Source organism: Cupriavidus sp. D384, assembly GCF_001652915.1.
Taxonomy (GTDB): domain Bacteria; phylum Pseudomonadota; class Gammaproteobacteria; order Burkholderiales; family Burkholderiaceae; genus Cupriavidus.
Window position 1 is genome coordinate 22,912 of the sequence record NZ_BBQI01000092.1, and the last position, 17,081, is coordinate 39,992.

Here is a 17,081-nt window from a genome sequence, read left to right on the forward strand (position 1 = left end):
CTGCTCATACGCTAATATATTAGCTGACCGATCCGATGGCGCTGTCGTGCTGCCACAACGATTGCACGCCTGCAAGTTCCTGTGCGTTATCGGTCGTCGTATGACTTATGACGCAGTATAATGAGCGCGTACCTGCGCGGTCAACAATGCCGCCGTCAGGGTCATCCCCACAATGGTTCCAACACCTGCCCGCCATGTCCAACGCTTCGATGACTTCGCCCGCTCCCCTGCGCCGCCGCGGCCGCACGCTTGCTGAAGAAGTGGTCGGCAACCTGACCGAGAGCATCCAGCAAGGCCAGCTCAAGCCGGGCGACAAGCTGCCGACCGAATCCGAAATCATGGCCACGCTCGGCGTGAGCCGCACCGTGGTGCGCGAAGCGCTGTCGCGCCTGCAGGCCAGCGGCCTGGTGGAAACGCGCCACGGCATCGGTACCTTCGTGCTGAATCGCCCCATTGAGACCCATTCGCCGTTCCGCATCGATCCGTCGGCAATGGTCACGGCCATGGATGTGCTGGCGATGCTCGAATTCCGCGTGAGCCTGGAAGCCGAGGCCGCCAGCCTGGCCGCCACGCGCCGCAGCGACGAACAGCTGCGTGCCATTCGCCGCGCGCTGGACGACATGAAGCGCAACGCCGGCGAAGGCAGCGACGCGGTAGGTTCTGATTTCGAATTCCACCTGTCGATCGCCCGTGCCACCGGCAACCGCTACTTCACCGACATCATGGGGCACCTGGGCACCATGGTGATCCCGCGCAGCCGGCTGCAGGTGAGCCAGCCCGAGCGCGAGCAATACCTGGAGCGCGTGAACTTCGAGCACGAGAGCATCTTCGATGCGATCGAGCGGCGTGATCCCGAAGCCGCCAAGGCGGCCATGCGCATGCACCTGACCAACAGCCGCGAACGCCTGCGCAAGGCGTCGGCGGCGGCCGGATCCCCGGCCTGAGACCGATGCATCGCCTGACCATTTCCGGCCGGGCGATGCGGTTGCGAGGCGCCCCGCGATGTCATATGATGTCTTACGACGAGTTGCTTGACGACCATTCCGGGGCGAGACGCACTGCTGCAGCAATTTCATGACAGCCACCCTTGGCTGCCTTTGCCTTGCGTGACGGTGTTCTGGCCGTCCTTTCCAAATTTCCCGCAGGACCCAAGATCATGACGATGACTGGCGAAATGCTGATCGGCGCCACCGCCGTTCGCGGCACCGAAACCACCTTTTACGGCATCAATCCGGCCACGGGCGAAAGCCTGGAGCCCGCATACCAGGGCAGCACCGCAGCCGATGTGGATCGTGCCTGCGCACTGGCCGAAGCCGCGTTCGACACCTATCGCGCCACCTCCCCCGAGCAACGCGCCGCGTTCCTGGAATCGATCGCCGCCGGCCTGGAGGCCCTGGGTGACGAACTGATCCAGCGCGCCCATCTGGAAACCGCCCTGCCGATCGCCCGCCTGCAAGGCGAGCGCGGCCGCACGGCTGGTCAGCTGCGCCTGTTCGCACGCGTGCTGCGTGACGGCCGCTGGCAAGACGCCACGCTCGACAGCGCCCTGCCCGAGCGCACCCCGCCGCGCCCCGACCTGCGCATGCAGCGTATCGCCGTGGGTCCGGTGGCCGTGTTCGGCGCCAGCAACTTCCCGCTGGCCTTCTCGGTGGCCGGTGGCGATACCGCCTCGGCACTGGCCGCTGGCTGCCCGGTCGTTGCCAAGGCACACCCGGCGCATCCGGGTACGTCGGAACTGGTGGGTCGTGTGATTCAGAGGGCCGTGGCCGATGCCGGCCTGCCCGAAGGTGTGTTCTCGCTGGTGCAAGGCGTGGGCAACGCCATCGGCACGTCGCTGGTGGCGCATCCGGTGATCCAGGCCGTGGGCTTCACGGGCTCGCGCGCCGGTGGCCTGGCGCTGATGAACGTGGCCAACAGCCGCCCGGTGCCGATCCCCGTCTATGCGGAAATGAGCAGCATCAACCCGGTGTACCTGCTGCCGGAGGCACTGGCTGCACGCGGCGAGCAGATCGCCCGTGACCTGGTTGATTCGCTGGTGATGGGCGTGGGCCAGTTTTGCACGAACCCCGGCCTGCTGCTGGCCATCGAAGGCCCGGCCCTGGAAAAATTCCGCGCCACCGCGCACGCCGCCCTGACTGGCAAGCCGGCCGCTACCATGCTCACGCCGGGCATCCACACCGCCTTCGAGCGCGGCGTGGCGCAACTGTCGGAAATCTCGGGCCTGACCCGCGCCGCCTGCGGCATCGACGCCACGGGCCCGAACCAGGCCCGCCCGGTGTTCTTCGAAACGTCGGCCGACAAGTTCGTGGCCGACCACCGCATGCATGCCGAAGTGTTCGGCCCGTCCACCGTCTTGGTGGTCTGCAAGGATGCCGACGCCCTGGTGGCCGTCACCCGCGTCCTCGAAGGCCAGCTGACCGCGACGGTGCAGGCCGATGCAGGCGACCAGGCCGTGGCCGCGAAGCTGCTGCCCGCCCTGGAACGCAAGGTGGGCCGCATCCTGTTCAACGGCTTCCCGACCGGCGTGGAAGTCTGCTTCGCGATGGTTCACGGCGGCCCGTTCCCGGCCACCTCGGACACGCGCACGACGTCGGTGGGCACCACGGCGCTGGACCGCTTCCTGCGTCCGGTCTGCTATCAGAACTTCCCGGCCGCACTGCTGCCAGAAGCGCTGAAGGACGCCAACCCGCTGAAGCTGTGGCGCCTGAAGGACGGCGAACTCGGCCACGCCTGATCCGCGACTGCCGCCCCAATGAGAAACGGCCACTACGTGGCCGTTTTTTTATGCTTGCGCGGATCAGGTGCTGGCCGCTCAGGCCGCCACGCGATCCTTCTGCGGTGCCGCGACGGGCGCCGGCCCGATGGTTGCCACCGGCGAGCTGACCGGCGGCTGGATCACCGGCGCCGTGCCGCGCGAGCGGCCCGAGCTCAGGTAGTCGGCAATCGATTCCTGCGTGACTTCGCCCAGGTAGACGCCTTCTGCGTCGATCACCGGCAGCCAGCTCGTGTTGTGCTGGTACATGCGCGACAGCACGATCCGCAGGTGCTCGTCGAATGCGGCCGTGGTCGTGAACTGGCGCATCACGTCGGCGCAGTTGCCGCCCCTGGACAGCGCATTGCGCACGTCGCGGCGCGTCACGTAGCCCAGCGCGCGCTGCGAGTCGTCCACCACCGGCAGGTGGCTCACGTCGGCATCGTCCATCACGCCGAAGGCTTCGGCCAGCGTCATGTCGGGGCGGCTGCTCGGCGGCATCGTGGCCGCGTCGCCAGCGCGCACCAGCAGCAGGCGCTTGAGCGTGTTGTCGTGGCCCACGAAGGCCTGCACGAAATCATCGGCCGGATGGGCCAGCAGCGCATCCGGATGATCGAACTGCACCAGCCGGCCGGCACGGAACACGGCCACCTTGTCGCCCAGCTTGATGGCCTCGTCGATATCGTGCGACACCATGATCACGGTCTTGCCCAGCTGGCGCTGCATCTGGAAGAACTCGTTCTGGATGCTTTCGCGGTTGATCGGGTCCACGGCGCCAAACGGCTCGTCCATCAGCAGCACGGGCGCGTCCGCGGCCAGGGCACGGATCACGCCGATACGCTGCTGCTGCCCGCCCGACAGCTCGCGCGGATAGCGCTTGAGCATCTTGTCCGGGTCCAGCTGCACCATGCGGATCAGTTCGCGCGCACGCTCGCGGCACTGCTTCTTGTTCCAGCCCAGCAGGCGCGGCACGACCATGATGTTCTCTTCGATGGTCATGTTCGGGAACAGGCCGATCTGCTGGATCACGTAGCCGATCTTGCGGCGCAGCGTCACGCCGTCGATGCCGGTGGTGTCCTCGCCGTCGATGCGCACGGTGCCCGACGTCGGCTGGATCAGCCGGTTGATCATCTTGAGCGTGGTGGTCTTGCCGCACCCGGACGGCCCCAGGAACACGCAGATCTCGCCGCGCGGCACGGTCATGCTGACCTCGTTCACGGCACGCACTTCGGTGCCGTCTTTCTGCGGGAAGGCCTTGGTGAGTTTGTCGAGTTCAATCATTGTCGGATTCCTTTCGGTGTCAGGGCGCGCTGCAGGCTCTGCAGCGCTACGTCGGCCACGATGGCGAGCAGGCTCACGAGAACGGCACCCACGGCAAGCTTGCTCATGTTGCTCTGGCTGATCGCCTGCAGGATCAGCACGCCCAGGCCACCGGCGCCGATAATGGCGGCAATGGTGGCCACGCCGATGTTCATGACCACTGCCGTGCGCACGCCGCCCAGGATCACGGGCACGGCCAGCGGCAGGTCCACCAGGCGCATGCGCTGCCAGGTGGTCATGCCAATGCCTCGGCCCGCTTCCTGGATGCCGTCATCGACATTGGTCAGCGCGGTGTACGTGTTGCGCATGATCGGCAGCAGCGAGTACAGGAACACGGCCGTCACGGCCGGCACGTAGCCCAGCGCGTGGCCGAAACGCGCGAAGATCGGGATCATCAGCCCGAACAGCGCGATCGACGGCAGGGTCAGCACCACCGTGGCAAGCGCCAGCAACGGCGTAGCCAGGAAACGGTGGCGCGTGATCAGGATGCCCATCGGCACCCCGATGACGATGGCCATGCCCACCGCCGAGCCCACCAGCGCGAGATGCTCGGCGGTCAGCCGCAGCAGCGTCGGCCAGCTATGGTGAAGGTAAGTCAGCAGATCCATGCGGCACTCCTCAGATCAGGCCGTGGCTGCGCAGGAAATCGCCTGCGACCTTGTCCACGGGTTGCTGGTCGATGTCGACCTTGTAGTTCATGTCGGTCATCGCCGCATTGTCGAGCTTGCCCGCCAGCGCATTGAGCAGGCCGGCCAGTTCCGGATGCGCGTCGAGCACCGCCTTGCGGACCACGGGCGCCGCGTTGTACGGCGGGAAGTAGTGCAGGTCGTCCTCCAGCAGCACGAGGTCGAAGCCCTTCACCCGGCCATCGGTGGTGTAGACCAGGCCCAGGTCCACCTGGTTGTTCTTGAGCGCGGTGTAGACCAGGCCCGGATCGAGCTGGATCACATCCTTGCGCGTGAACGGCAGCTTGTACACGCCCTTGAGCGGCCCCAGGCCGTCGGGGCGCGCGGCGAATTCCATATCCACGGCCAGCGGATGCTTCTTGTCCTCGCCCTCGGCGCGCATCTTCTCGGCATAGGCCGACAGCGTGCGGATATTGCCGGCGCGCTCCTTCGGCATGGCGAACGCGTAGGTGTTGTTGACCTGCGAGGCGTCGAGCCAGACCAGCCCCTTGGCCGCGTCCAGTTCCTTCACGCGCCTGTAGCTCTCGGGCCCGTCGAGCTTTTCCTCGACCTTGTTGAACACGATCAGCGCGGTGCCGGTGTAGTCCCACACCACGTCGAGCTGGCCCGATTCCATCGCCCCGCGCATCAGCGTGCTGCCCAGGCCCGACGTCAGCGTCGTGTCGATGCCCTTGGCCTTCAGGTACTGCGTCGTCATCGACGACAGGATCAGCTGTTCGGTGAAGTTCTTGCCACCCACCCGCACCGGGCCCGCGCCTTCCTGCGCGCGCGCCGGTGCCGTGCACAACAGCAGCGCAGCCAGCCCGATGCCGATGACGGTGGCCAGCCAGAACACGCGGCCTTCCGCCAGACGATTCACGGATTTGAATTTCATACGATTCCTCACTGCGCCAGTCCGCGACGACGCAGGTAGACGTGGCCGGCGGCGGCGAACAGCGCGTCCAGCGCCAGGGCCAGCAGCGCGGTGGCGGCGGCACCCAGCAACAGCAACGGCTGGTTGTTCAGGTAGATGCCCGGGAAGATCAGTTCGCCCAGGCTGTTCGCGCCGATCAGGAACGACAGCGGCACGGTGCCCACGTTGATCACCAGGCTGATGCGCACGCCGGCCAGAATCACGGGCAGCGCGTTGGGCAGTTCCACGCGCACCAGGCGCTGGCACGGCGTCATGCCGATGCCGCGCGCGGCTTCCTTGAGCGCCGGCGACACGGTGCGCAGCCCTTCGTAGGTGTTGCGCACGATGGGCAGCAGCGAGGCCAGCCACAGCGCCAGGATCGCCGGACGCTCGCCGATCCCCAGCACGGCCAGCGCCAGCGCCAGCACGGCCAGCGACGGCACGGTATTGCCGATGTTGAACACCTGCATGAGGCGGTCGGCCCAGCGGCGCATGCAGGGGCGGCTCAGCGCAATGCCGGCCGGCACGCCGGTCAGCAGCGCCAGTGCCATCGAGATCGCCACCAGGCGCAGATGGTCGGCCACGTCGTAGAACAGGCGGTCCTGGTACTGGTGGATGACGTCAATGCCGATCCACGCGACCAGTCCGGCCAGCGCAACGGTAACGACGCCCCCCCAGGCCAACGCCCGGATGGTTCGTTTTGACATATTTCCCCTCTCCAACCCCGGCGCGGAAAACCATGCGAAATGCATGAATCACCACATCCCGGATGCGGAAAACAAATGGGCCGGCGGAAATGTCGATGGGGGTGCCCGCCGGGGCCCTGGTTCAGATTGCCTTGCCGCCATGACCGGCACGATTGCCAGCGGACGGACTTTTGGGTGTGGCACCGGCCTGGAGGCCAGCGAAACACCCGATTGATGGGGTCCAGGCATGAAGCCCAAACCCGCAGGAGCGGCGCAACCCTGAGGGGTTGGCCAGTGGCGGCGACTGATGTCGTGTCAAAACGCGCTTTCGGTATGGCGCCGCCGGTCAATCGGCCGTTGCCAGACAACGGATTGCGGGGATTCGGGGCACAGGCCGATCCACAGCAATTATTGGCAACGGATGACAAAGAGACCGCTATTCTACACAACTTCTGCGATCCTGTCATCTTCACCGTTTCCGTCTCCGAAATAACAGGGTTTCGCGGGAAAATTCCGAGCCAGGATTCGTTGCATCCGTGACGCCGATTCCGGCCGACTCGTTCCACCCACGAAACAATCTGTTGCCCGCCGGCCCTCTACCGCTTTATCGCCAAACCCTTAAATTGAGGGGGTAGACACGACGGCCCGACGACATCGCTCCCGGCCGTCCCAACAAGAGATTCGACATGACCACCCGTATCGCCACCGTTCCGGCCACCGCCACGGAAACCGTGCAGCGCTCGCGCACCGTGGATCGCGTGGTTCGCGGCATCGCCACGTCCGACGGGGCCGGCGTCAAGCTGACCCGCGTGCTGACGCAGAACCTGCAACGCCGGCTGGACCCGTTCCTGATGCTCGACGCCTTTGGCACCGACAACAAGGACGACTACATCGGCGGCTTCCCCGATCATCCGCACCGCGGCTTCGAGACCATCACCTACATGCTGGCCGGCCGCATGCGCCACCGCGACAGCGCCGGCCATGAAGGCCTGCTGGAAAACGGCGGCGCGCAGTGGATGGTGGCGGGCTCCGGCGTGGTGCATTCGGAATTGCCCGAGCAGGAAGACGGCCGCATGGAAGGCTTCCAGCTCTGGCTGAACCTGCCGGCGGCGGACAAGATGACCACGCCCTGGTATCGCGACATGCCGGCAGCGGCGATTCCCACCGTGGAACTGCCGTCGGGCGGCACCGTGCGCGTGCTGGCCGGCGCCTCGCATGGCGTGGCCGGCGCCGTGACGCGCCCGGTCACCCAGCCGCTGTACCTGGACGTGCATCTGCCGGCCGGCCAGTCGTTCGCGCAGGCCCTGCCGGCCGGGCATAACGCCTTTGTGTATGTGTATCGCGGCGCCGTGACGATTGGCGACGCCGTGGTGGAAGCTCAGCGCATGGGCGTGCTGGACAATGCCGGCGGGTCCGACGGGGTGGTTGTCACCGCCGGCGAGGACACCCGTTTCCTGCTGATCGCGGGCCAGCCGCTGAACGAGCCCATCGCGCAGTACGGCCCGTTCGTGATGAACACGCAGGACCAGATCTACCAGACCCTGGCCGATTTCCGCGATGGCCGGTTTGCGACGATCCCTGCCAGCGCCGCCTGACACACGCACTGATCCGGGTCAACCCTGACCGCCGCCCTGCCCTGACCGGCAGCGCGGCGGTTTTTCTTTGCGGGTGTGGCCGGCACGCGACTTGCAACCTCCCCGTATCCGTTGTGGGGCACGGCTGGAGGCCCAAAGTGGTCCGCCCGACCCCCACGCACTTATATAATCCACCCAAAATTACGGGCATCACGCATCCATGATGATGACGACCTGCCGCGCGGCGATGCTGCGCCACGCACAGCCGTTGTCACGTGCCTGAACAGAACGTTGCTGCCACAACAATTCGAGCCGCCTTAGTGACATCACAACTACCCCCCAGGCTGGCGCTTGCGCATATCACCAAGCGCTATCCCGGCGTGACCGCCAACGACGACGTCAGCCTGACCGTCGCCCCCGGCGAGATCCACGCCGTCCTTGGCGAAAACGGCGCCGGCAAGTCCACCCTGATGAAGATCATCTTCGGCGCGGTACGTCCCGACGCCGGCGAGATGCACTTCAACGGGGCACCGGTTTCCATCGCCAGCCCGCACGATGCCCGCAACCTGGGCATCGCCATGGTCTTCCAGCATTTCTCGCTGTTCGACACGCTGACCGTGGCCGAGAACATCGCGCTGGGCCTGTCGCCCGCCGATGCCGGCAACATGAAGCAGTTGTCCGAACGCATCCGCGCCACGGCCGAGCGCTACGGCCTGCCGCTGGAGCCGCAGCGGCACGTGCACACGCTGTCCGTGGGCGAGCGCCAGCGCGTGGAAATCGTGCGTGCGCTGCTTGCCAATCCCCAGTTGCTGATCCTCGACGAGCCTACGTCGGTGCTGACGCCGCAGGCCGTGGAAACGCTGTTCGTCACGCTGCGCCAGCTGGCCGCCGAGGGCACCAGCATCCTCTATATCAGCCACAAGCTCGATGAAATCCGTGCGCTGTGCCACCACGCCACCGTGATGCGCATGGGCCGGGTGACCGGCAATTGTGACCCGCGCCAGCAAAGCGCGGCCGAGCTGTCGCGGCTGATGATCGGCGGCGAACCGCCGCGCGAGGCCCGCGTGGCCACCGAACGCGGCGCGGTAAAGCTGTCGGTGCGCAACCTGTCGATGCCGCGCGCGCATCAGTTTGCGACAGAACTGCAACAGATTGCGCTGGACGTGCATGCCGGCGAGATCGTCGGCATTGCTGGCGTGTCGGGCAACGGCCAGCAGGAACTGCTGGCGGCGCTGTCTGGCGAGGATGCGCGCACGGCCGGTGCCGCCATCGACCTGGCCGGCAAGCCCGTGGGCCGGCTCGACGCACGCGGCCGCCGCCGCGCGGGCCTGGCCTTCGTGCCCGAGGAACGGCTCGGCCGTGGCGCGGTGCCGGGCATGAGCCTGGCGTCGAACATCTGGCTGTCGCACCAGACGCCGCCCTATGTGCAGGGCGGCCTGGTGTCGCCCAAGGCGGCCGAAGGCCTGGCGGCCGGCATCATCAACCGCTTCCGCGTCAAGGCGAGCGGTCCCGCCGCGCTGGCGCGCAGCCTGTCCGGCGGCAATCTGCAGAAATTCATCGTCGGCCGCGAGATCGAGGCCGGTCCGAAGGTGCTGATCGTGGCGCAACCCACCTGGGGCGTCGATGTCGGCGCCGCCGCACAGATCCACAACGAGATCCTGTCTCTCAAGGCCGCCGGCTGCGCGGTGCTGGTGGTATCCGAAGAACTCGATGAACTGTTCGCGATCTGCGACCGCCTGCACGTGATCGCCAAGGGCCATCTGTCGCCGTCGATTCCCGTGGAAACCGCCACGCGCGAGCAGGTGGGCCTGTGGATGAGCGGCCTCTGGGAAGGCGGGCCGGCCAGCCGGCAAGGCAACGCCGCCGAGGAGGTGCCGAGCCATGGCTAAAGTGCTATCTCCCATTGTGCTGGCCCCGCGCGGCGTGCCGTCGCGCCCAATGGCCTATGCCTCGCCCGTATTCGCCCTGGTGCTGACGCTGCTGTTTGGCGCGCTGCTGTTCCTGGCGCTGGGCAAGGACCCCGTGGCGGGTCTCAAGGTGTTTCTGGTCGATCCGCTCAAGGACAAGCGCGCGATTGGCGAGGTGCTGCTCAAGACCGTGCCGCTGGTGCTGTGCGCACTTGGGCTGTCGGTCTGCTATCGCGCCAACGTCTGGAATATCGGCGCCGATGGGCAGCTGATTGCCGGCGGCATCCTGGCCGGCGCCACGGTGCTGTGGTTCGACACCCCGGGCTCCACCTGGAGCGGCCCGGCGGTGCTGGTGCTGGCCTCGCTGGCCGGCTGCGTCGGCGGCATGCTCTGGGCATCGCTCACGGCACTGCTGAAGGATCGCTTCAACGCCAACGAGATCCTGGTGTCGCTGATGCTGACCTATATCGCCCAGCAGTTGCTGCTATGGGTGGTCAACGGCCCGCTGAAGGACCCCAACGGCATGAACTTCCCGCAGTCGAAGGTGTTCTCGTCGATGTTCCTGCTGCCCAACCTGCTGCCAGGGTCGCGCCTGCACATGGGCTTTGCCGTGATGCTGGTACTGGTGGTCATCATGACCGTCTTCGTGTTCCGCAGCTTTGCCGGCTACCGCCTGCAGGTGGGTGGCACCGCGCCGCTGGCCGCGCGCTATGCCGGCTTCTCGTCGCGCAGCGCGCTCTGGACGGCGCTGATGATCTCGGGCGCCTTTGCCGGCCTGGCCGGCGCGTTCGAGGTGACCGGCCCGATCGGCCAGCTGCTGCCGTCGATCTCGCCCGGCTATGGCTTTACCGCGATCATCGTGGCCTTCGTGGGCCGGCTGCATCCGGTGGGCGCCGTGTTCGGCGGCATCGTGATGTCGCTGTTCTATATCGGCGGCGAAATGGCGCAATCGCGCCTGGGCCTGCCGTCGGCACTGGGCTGGGTGTTCCAGGGCATGCTGCTGTTCTTCCTGCTGGCCTGCGACACACTGATCGACAACCACCTGCGCTGGCGCGCACGTGCCGCCTGATCCGGAGCTGAGAACAATATGGAACAACTTGCTCCCCTCATCGCCACCGCGATCAACGCCGGCACCCCGCTGCTGCTGGCTGCACTGGGCCTGCTCGTCAACGAGCGCGCCGGCGTGCTGAACCTGGGCGCCGAAGGCATGATGCTGGTGGCTGCCGCGTTCGGCTTCATGGTCGGCTACCAGACGCAATCGCCGCTGCTCGGCTTTGTCGCCGGGGCCGGTGCCGGCATGCTGATGGCGACGCTGTTCTCGTGGCTGGCACTGGTGCTGGCCACCAACCAGGTGGCCACGGGACTGGCGCTGTCGATCTTCGGCACGGGCCTGTCCGCGTTCATGGCGCAGCGCTTTGTCGGCTATGCGATGCCGGCCAGGGCCAGCGCCATTCCGGGGCTGGCCGATATCCCGTTTATCGGCCCGGCGTTCTTCCAGCATCACTGGATGGTCTATTTCAGCCTGCTGCTGTGCTTTGCCATCATGTGGTTCCTGTTCCGCACGCGCGCCGGCCTGACGCTGCGCGCCATCGGAGAATCGCCAGAATCGGCGCACGCGCTGGGCTATCCGGTGCGCTGGATCCGCTTTGGCGCGCTGCTGTTCGGCGGCGCCTGCTGCGGACTGGCGGGGGCCTACCTGTCGCTGGTGTACACGCCGATGTGGGTGGAGAACCTGGTGGCTGGCCGCGGCTGGATCGCGCTGGCGCTGACCACCTTCGCCACCTGGCGGCCGGGACGCGTGCTGGTGGGCGCGTGGCTGTTCGGCGGCGTGACGATCCTGCAGTTCTATCTGCAGGGCATTGGCGTGTCGGTGCCGTCGCAGTTCCTGTCGATGCTGCCGTACGCCGCGACTATCGTCGTGCTGGCCCTGATTTCGCGCAACCCGGCCTGGATCCGCCTGAACATGCCCGCGTCGCTGGGCAAGCCGTTCCGTCCCGGCAGCACCTGAACACCGCTGAACACCTCTGTACCGCATCACCGAAGTCTTAAAAAAACAGCAGTATCCGAAGTACAACCACATCACAGAAGACGTCTTACTAGGAGAGATCGAATGATCGTGACACGCAGGACCACGCTGGCGGCCCTGGCCGCCACCGCCGTGCTGGCCCTGGCCGGCTGCGGCAAGAAGGAAGCCGAGAAGCCGGCCGAGACCGCCGCGCCGGCATCCGCCCCCGCCGCTGCCACCAGCGAACCGCTGAAGGTGGCCTTCGTCTACATCGGGCCGGTGGGCGACGCCGGCTGGACGTACGCGCACGACGCGGGCCGCAAGGCCGTGGAATCCAAGTTCGGCGACAAGGTCAAGACCACGTACGTGGAGAACGTGCCCGAGTCCGCTGCCGACGCCGAGCGCGTGTTCCGCGACCTGGCAAGCCAGGGCAACAAGCTGATCTTCGGCACCACTTTCGGCTACATGGAATCGATGCTGAAGGTCGCCAAGGAATTCCCGGACGTGAAGTTCGAACACGCCACGGGCTTCAAGACCGCCGACAACCTGGCCCAGTACGACGTGCGCACCTATGAAGGCGCGTACCTGGCGGGCGTGGTGGCCGGCAAGATGAGCAAGACCGGCAAGATGGGCGTGGTGGCATCGGTACCGATTCCCGAAGTGATCCGCAACATCGACTCGTTCACGCTGGGCGCCCGCTCGGTGAACCCGAAGGCCACGGTCAAGGTGGTGTGGGTCAACAAGTGGTTCGATCCGGGCAAGGAACGTGAAGCCGCCACGACGCTGATCGGCCAGGGCGTTGACATGCTGATGCAGAACACCGATTCCGCCGCCGTGGTGCAGACCGCGCAGGAGAAAGGCGTGTACGCATTCGGCTGGGACAGCGACATGAGCAAGTTCGGCGAGAAGGCCCACCTGGCGGCATCGGTGATCTCGTGGGGCGTCTACTACAACAAGGTGGTGGAAGACGTGCTCAATAACCAGTGGAAGAACAGCACCATCTGGTGGGGCCTGAAGGAAGGCATGATCGACCTGAAGGGCTTCAACGCCGTGGTGCCGGAAGACGTCAAGGCGCTGGTGGAAGAGCGCAAGAAGGGCATCGTCGACGGCAGCGCGCCGATCTGGAAGGGTCCGATCAAGGACAACGCCGGCAAGGAACAGGTGGCCGGCGGCGCCGTGGCCGACGACGCCTTCCTGCACAACGTCAAGTTCTACGTCGAGGGCGTGGAAGGCAACGTGCCGGGCTGATTGACGCCTGCCGGGCTGTAGCCCGCTCTCCCCTCCTGCCGGTACATCGCCCGGCGGAAGGGGAGAGAAAACAACAGGAACTTGAATCTGCTTTCATCGGCCCAAGCTACTCGTTCATGCCCCGCTGAACGTGTGACCAAGGAGGCCCATCATGTGGAAGCGACTGTCAGCCCTGTGGACGCTGGTACGGCGCGACGGCCGGCTGTTCTGGTTTGCCCTGCGCCACCCCGACGCGCCGCCCTGGCTCAAGCCGGCCGCGTTCGGCCTGCTGTGCTACGCGATCTCGCCGATCGACCTGATCCCCGATTTCATCGCCGGGCTCGGTATCGTGGACGACATGGTGATCATTCCGCTGGCCGTTCACGTGATCCTGAAGCGCCTGCCGCCGCACATCCTGCGCCAGGCGGAAATGCGCGCCACCGCCACCACGGTCAGGCCGCGATGACGCAGGTTCGCGCTGACCCCAGGTCCGTTCAGGCGCCGCCCAAAGAAAAACCGCTGCCGAAGCAGCGGTTTTTTCATTTGCGCGTGACCGAGGCTCAGGACTTCGGCACAAAGCAGTGACGCGCCAGTTCCACCACCATCAACTCGGCCGTCGCCAGGTTGGTGGCGCACGGCACGTTGTGGACGTCGCACGCGCGTACCAGCGCGTTGATGTCCGGTTCGTGCGGCTGCGGGGTCATGGGGTCACGCAGGAAGATGACCGCGGTCACCCTGCCCTCGGCCAGTTGCGCGCCGATCTGCAGGTCGCCGCCCCACGGGCCGGACAGCATGCGGGTCACCTCCAGCCCGGTCTCGGCCGCGATGCGGCCGCCCGTGGTACCTGTGGCAAGCAGGTCGCACCGGGCCAGGAAGTCGCGATGGCGGCCGGCAAAGGCCACGATGTCGTCCTTCTTGTGATCGTGCGCAATCAGCGCGATGCGCGGCCGGGGCTCCTGCACGGTTTCCGACGTGCCCATCAGAACGTCCCCGGGTAGGCGCCGCCGTCCAGCAACACGTTCTGGCCGGTCATGAAGGCCGCCTGCTTGCTGCACAGGAACGCGCAGGTGGCGCCGAACTCGGCCGGCTCGCCAAAGCGGCGGCTAGGGTTGGCGGCCGCGCGGCGCTTCGCCATTTCCTCGATGCTGATACCGGCCTTCTGGGCGCCGCCTTCCATCGTCTTCTTGAGACGGTCGGTGTCGAACGGCCCCGGCAGCAGGTTGTTCACGGTCACGCCGTGCTGCGCCACTTCGCGCGCCAGGCCAGCCACGAAACCGGTCAGGCCCGAGCGGGCACCATTCGACAGGCCCAGCACGTCGATGGGCGCCTTCACGGCGCCGCTGGTGATGTTGACGATGCGGCCCCAGCGGCGCGCGATCATGCCATCGATGGTCGACTTGATCAGTTCGATCGGCGTCAGCATGTTGGCGTCCAGCGCGGCGATCCACTCGTCGCGGCCCCAGTCGCGGAAGTTGCCCGGCGGCGGACCACCGGCGTTGTTCACCAGGATGTCCAGGTCGCCCAGCTTTGCCACGGCGTCCAGGGCCAGCTTGCGGCCTTCAGGCGTGGTGATGTCGGTAGCCACCGCGATCACGCGGCGGCCATAGCGGGCGCGCAGGTCGGCGGCGGCCTTTTCCAGCGCCTCGGCGCCACGCGCCACGATCACTACGTCGACGCCTTCCGCCGCGAGCGCATCGGCACACGCCAGCCCAAGCCCCTTGCTGGCACCGCACACCAGCGCATGCTTACCGCGCAGTCCAAAATCCATGGCTTCTCTCTCCTTCCTTGGTTGGTTCTCTTCGAATCAGGTGTTTCAGGCCTTCCGGCTCGACAGCAGATACATGCCACCCAGCACCAGGCCGCTGCCCGCCAGCTGCACGCCCGTGACCGGCTCGCCCAGCAGCCAGAACGCCAGCGCCAGCGTCGAGACCGGGCCGACCATGCCGGCCTGCGACGCCATCGGCGCGCCGATGCGCGCCACGGCGATCATCGTCAGCGACACCGGCAGCACGGTGCAAAATACCGCGTTGATAACCGACAGCCACAGCACCGGCGCCGGCTGCGCCAGTTCGGCCAGCGGCCGGCCCAGTGCAATGTACTGGATCACGCAGCACAGCGTGGAGACGCACATCGCATAGGCCACCAGCCGCAACGACCCCACCCGCTTGACCAGTTCGCCGCTCAGAATCAGATAAACACCATACGACATCGCGCTTGCCAGTACCAGCGCGCCGCCCAGCCATACCTGGTCGCCACTGACGTCCAGATCGTGCGCGAACACCAGCACGATCCCGGCATAGGCCAGCAGCAGCGAGATCCACTGGCGCGCATGAATATGCCGGCGGAACACCAGCGCCGTGACCAGCAGGACGAATGAAGGCGTCAGGAACAGGATCAGCCGTTCCAGCCCGGCCGTGATGTACTGCAGGCCCAGGAAATCGAGGAAGCTCGACAGGTAGTAGCCGATGAAACCGAGGAACACCACCCGGGCGCGATCGGCCCAGGACAGCGACGGCAGCTTGCGCGCCTGCCACCAGCCGATCGCCATGAACAGCGGCACGGCAAACAGCATGCGCAGCGTGATGACCATCACGGCATCCACGCTGTAGCGGTACATCAGCTTGGCAACGATGGCCTTGGCGGAAAACAGCACGGCGCCGACGGCCGCGGTGGCGAGTCCGACGCGCTGTGCCACAGGCACTTCGGCGGACGGGGAGAGAGACTTCTGGGAAGCAGGCACGGGGACGCGGGAATCTGGACGCCGGGCCGCATGCGCGACAACGCAGACGGCACGGCGGAACCCGCCGATTGTATGTCAAAAGGCGCCAGTGCTCAGGACGCCGATCCGGCGCGCCGGGGCATCCGGCGGCAATGCCTGCTTTCCCATACAATGGCTCGCGCCTGACTACGCACCGTCATGGTGCGCAGCCGGCCTGATAACAACATTCCGGAGACTCCCGAGCCATGTCGTTCCCACGCATTGCCCGCCATCGCACGACCCGCCGCAGCACTATCACCCCGCGCCGCGCATTCCTGTCCGCCACCGTCCGTACCACGCTGTCCGCTTCCGCCCTGCTGCTGGCCGGCGCTGGTGGCGCCCTGGCCGCCGACGCGTTCCCGAGCAAACCCATCCGCTTCGTCGTGCCCTACGCGGCCGGCGGCACCACCGACCTGGTGGCGCGCACCGTCGGCCAGCGCGTGGCCGAGAAGCTGGGCCAGCCGGTGGTGATCGAAAACCGGCCCGGCGCCGGGGGCAATATCGGCATGGAGGCCGTCGCCAAGGCGCCTGCCGATGGCTACACGATCGGCTTTGGCGCCATTTCGACCAATGCGCTGAATCCCCACATCTACAAGCACGTGCCGTTCGATCCGCGCCGCGACTTCACGGCCATCAGCCTGCTGGGCACCTCGACCATCGTGCTGGAAGTGGGCAACGACCTGCCCGTGAAGACCGTGCCGGAACTGATCGCCTATGCCAAGGCGCATCCGGGGCTGACCTATGCCACGGCCGGCACCGGCACGTCGATGCACCTGGCCGGCGCGATGTTCTCGCAGATGACGCAGACCGGCCTGGTCCATGTGCCTTACAAGGGCAGCAGCCCGGCCATCAACGACATGCTGGGCGGCCATATCCAGGTGATGTTCGACAACCTGCCCGCGTCGCTGCCGCATATCCAGACTGGCAAGCTTCGCGCGCTGGCCGTGGCGGGCAAGACGCGCTCGCCGTCGCTGCCCAATGTGCCGACGCTGGCCGAGGCCGGCCTGCCCGGCTACGCCGTGGAGCCGTGGTTCGGCGTGTACGGGCCGGCCAACCTGCCCGCGCCGGTGACCCAGGCACTCAACGCGGCCTTCGTCGAAGCGCTGGCCCGCCCGGACGTGCGCGACAAGCTGGCCCAGGCCGGCTTCAACCCGAAGGGATCGAGCGCCGCCGAACTGCAGACGCTGACGCAAAGCGAGTACGACCGGTTCGGAAAGGTCGCAAAATCGGCGGCGATCACGGTGGACTGACCGGCCGCCCGGCTCGCTCGGCCC

The 17,081-nt window shown here is 66.7% G+C and carries 17 protein-coding genes; 10 read left to right on the top strand and 7 right to left on the bottom strand.

Annotated features, from left to right (window positions below; all coding sequences use genetic code 11):
- The first annotated feature begins 194 nt into the window (after positions 1-194).
- A complete protein-coding gene (locus A9J21_RS20850) occupies positions 195-944 on the top strand; it encodes a FadR/GntR family transcriptional regulator (protein WP_066739066.1) in 750 nt (249 codons plus the stop codon).
- A gap of 212 nt (positions 945-1,156) precedes the next feature.
- Positions 1,157-2,734 (top strand): aldehyde dehydrogenase (NADP(+)), encoded by a 1,578-nt coding sequence (locus tag A9J21_RS20855; RefSeq protein ID WP_066739067.1) that lies wholly within the window; start codon positions 1,157-1,159, stop codon positions 2,732-2,734.
- A gap of 78 nt (positions 2,735-2,812) precedes the next feature.
- On the opposite strand, the gene A9J21_RS20860 is transcribed toward A9J21_RS20855, so the two are convergent.
- From A9J21_RS20860 to A9J21_RS20875, 4 genes are read right to left on the bottom strand one after another with little or no spacing between them, the layout of a single operon-like run.
- On the bottom strand, positions 2,813-4,033 hold the full coding sequence (locus A9J21_RS20860; RefSeq protein WP_066739068.1) for a betaine/proline/choline family ABC transporter ATP-binding protein: 1,221 nt from the start codon (positions 4,031-4,033) through the stop codon (positions 2,813-2,815).
- On the bottom strand, positions 4,030-4,680 hold the full coding sequence (locus tag A9J21_RS20865) for an ABC transporter permease (RefSeq protein ID WP_066739069.1): 651 nt from the start codon (positions 4,678-4,680) through the stop codon (positions 4,030-4,032). Before A9J21_RS20865 ends, A9J21_RS20860 begins: the two co-directional genes overlap by 4 nt.
- 10 nt (positions 4,681-4,690) lie before the next feature.
- Positions 4,691-5,632, bottom strand: coding sequence for a glycine betaine ABC transporter substrate-binding protein (locus A9J21_RS20870; RefSeq protein ID WP_066739070.1), 942 nt, complete (start codon positions 5,630-5,632; stop codon positions 4,691-4,693).
- A gap of 8 nt (positions 5,633-5,640) precedes the next feature.
- Positions 5,641-6,357 carry an ABC transporter permease gene (locus A9J21_RS20875; RefSeq protein ID WP_066739071.1) on the bottom strand — a complete coding sequence of 239 codons (717 nt, stop codon included), beginning with the start codon at positions 6,355-6,357 and terminating at the stop codon, positions 5,641-5,643.
- 291 nt (positions 6,358-6,648) lie between these two features.
- Here A9J21_RS20875 and A9J21_RS31670 point away from each other — a divergent pair, with 291 nt between their 5' ends.
- From A9J21_RS31670 to A9J21_RS20905, 7 genes are all read left to right on the top strand, one after another.
- A complete protein-coding gene (locus A9J21_RS31670; RefSeq protein ID WP_156546049.1) occupies positions 6,649-6,876 on the top strand; it encodes a hypothetical protein in 228 nt (75 codons plus the stop codon).
- Positions 6,877-7,022: 146 nt separating this feature from the next.
- A complete protein-coding gene (locus A9J21_RS20880; protein ID WP_066739072.1) occupies positions 7,023-7,931 on the top strand; it encodes a pirin family protein in 909 nt (302 codons plus the stop codon).
- Positions 7,932-8,230: 299 nt separating this feature from the next.
- A complete protein-coding gene (locus A9J21_RS20885; RefSeq protein WP_066739073.1) occupies positions 8,231-9,799 on the top strand; it encodes an ABC transporter ATP-binding protein in 1,569 nt (522 codons plus the stop codon).
- Positions 9,792-10,886, top strand: a complete 1,095-nt coding sequence (locus A9J21_RS20890) for an ABC transporter permease (protein ID WP_066739074.1) — start codon at positions 9,792-9,794, stop codon at positions 10,884-10,886. Before A9J21_RS20885 ends, A9J21_RS20890 begins: the two co-directional genes overlap by 8 nt.
- An 18-nt stretch (positions 10,887-10,904) precedes the next feature.
- Complete coding sequence (locus tag A9J21_RS20895) at positions 10,905-11,825, top strand: ABC transporter permease (RefSeq protein WP_066739075.1); 921 nt, start codon at positions 10,905-10,907, stop codon at positions 11,823-11,825.
- Positions 11,826-11,927: 102 nt separating this feature from the next.
- Complete coding sequence (locus A9J21_RS20900) at positions 11,928-13,070, top strand: BMP family ABC transporter substrate-binding protein (protein ID WP_066739076.1); 1,143 nt, start codon at positions 11,928-11,930, stop codon at positions 13,068-13,070.
- A gap of 151 nt (positions 13,071-13,221) precedes the next feature.
- Positions 13,222-13,515: a YkvA family protein gene (locus tag A9J21_RS20905; RefSeq protein ID WP_066739077.1), complete on the top strand. Its 294-nt coding sequence runs from the start codon at positions 13,222-13,224 to the stop codon at positions 13,513-13,515.
- Between the two features lie 94 nt (positions 13,516-13,609).
- On the opposite strand, the gene A9J21_RS20910 is transcribed toward A9J21_RS20905, so the two are convergent.
- From A9J21_RS20910 to A9J21_RS20920, 3 genes are read right to left on the bottom strand one after another with little or no spacing between them, the layout of a single operon-like run.
- On the bottom strand, positions 13,610-14,029 hold the full coding sequence (locus A9J21_RS20910; RefSeq protein ID WP_066739078.1) for a methylglyoxal synthase: 420 nt from the start codon (positions 14,027-14,029) through the stop codon (positions 13,610-13,612).
- Positions 14,029-14,817, bottom strand: a complete 789-nt coding sequence (locus A9J21_RS20915; RefSeq protein WP_066739079.1) for an SDR family oxidoreductase — start codon at positions 14,815-14,817, stop codon at positions 14,029-14,031. Before A9J21_RS20915 ends, A9J21_RS20910 begins: the two co-directional genes overlap by 1 nt.
- A gap of 45 nt (positions 14,818-14,862) precedes the next feature.
- Entirely contained in the window at positions 14,863-15,750 is an 888-nt protein-coding gene (locus A9J21_RS20920) for a DMT family transporter (RefSeq protein ID WP_066739080.1), read from the bottom strand.
- A gap of 263 nt (positions 15,751-16,013) precedes the next feature.
- Here A9J21_RS20920 and A9J21_RS20925 point away from each other — a divergent pair, with 263 nt between their 5' ends.
- A complete protein-coding gene (locus tag A9J21_RS20925; protein ID WP_231906994.1) occupies positions 16,014-17,057 on the top strand; it encodes a tripartite tricarboxylate transporter substrate binding protein in 1,044 nt (347 codons plus the stop codon).
- Positions 17,058-17,081: the final 24 nt, after the last annotated feature.

Bases quoted from the DNA above. Each gene is read 5' to 3' on its own strand.
- A9J21_RS20850 (WP_066739066.1), top strand. From the start codon at position 195: ATGTCCAACGCTTCGATGACTTCGCCCGCTCCCCTGCGCCGCCGCGGC.
- A9J21_RS20855 (WP_066739067.1), top strand. From the start codon at position 1,157: ATGACGATGACTGGCGAAATGCTGATCGGCGCCACCGCCGTTCGCGGC.
- A9J21_RS20860 (WP_066739068.1), bottom strand. From the start codon at position 4,033: ATGATTGAACTCGACAAACTCACCAAGGCCTTCCCGCAGAAAGACGGC.
- A9J21_RS20865 (WP_066739069.1), bottom strand. From the start codon at position 4,680: ATGGATCTGCTGACTTACCTTCACCATAGCTGGCCGACGCTGCTGCGG.
- A9J21_RS20870 (WP_066739070.1), bottom strand. From the start codon at position 5,632: ATGAAATTCAAATCCGTGAATCGTCTGGCGGAAGGCCGCGTGTTCTGG.
- A9J21_RS20875 (WP_066739071.1), bottom strand. From the start codon at position 6,357: ATGTCAAAACGAACCATCCGGGCGTTGGCCTGGGGGGGCGTCGTTACC.
- A9J21_RS20880 (WP_066739072.1), top strand. From the start codon at position 7,023: ATGACCACCCGTATCGCCACCGTTCCGGCCACCGCCACGGAAACCGTG.
- A9J21_RS20890 (WP_066739074.1), top strand. From the start codon at position 9,792: ATGGCTAAAGTGCTATCTCCCATTGTGCTGGCCCCGCGCGGCGTGCCG.
- A9J21_RS20895 (WP_066739075.1), top strand. From the start codon at position 10,905: ATGGAACAACTTGCTCCCCTCATCGCCACCGCGATCAACGCCGGCACC.
- A9J21_RS20900 (WP_066739076.1), top strand. From the start codon at position 11,928: ATGATCGTGACACGCAGGACCACGCTGGCGGCCCTGGCCGCCACCGCC.
- A9J21_RS20905 (WP_066739077.1), top strand. From the start codon at position 13,222: ATGTGGAAGCGACTGTCAGCCCTGTGGACGCTGGTACGGCGCGACGGC.
- A9J21_RS20910 (WP_066739078.1), bottom strand. From the start codon at position 14,029: ATGGGCACGTCGGAAACCGTGCAGGAGCCCCGGCCGCGCATCGCGCTG.
- A9J21_RS20915 (WP_066739079.1), bottom strand. From the start codon at position 14,817: ATGGATTTTGGACTGCGCGGTAAGCATGCGCTGGTGTGCGGTGCCAGC.
- A9J21_RS20925 (WP_231906994.1), top strand. From the start codon at position 16,014: ATGTCGTTCCCACGCATTGCCCGCCATCGCACGACCCGCCGCAGCACT.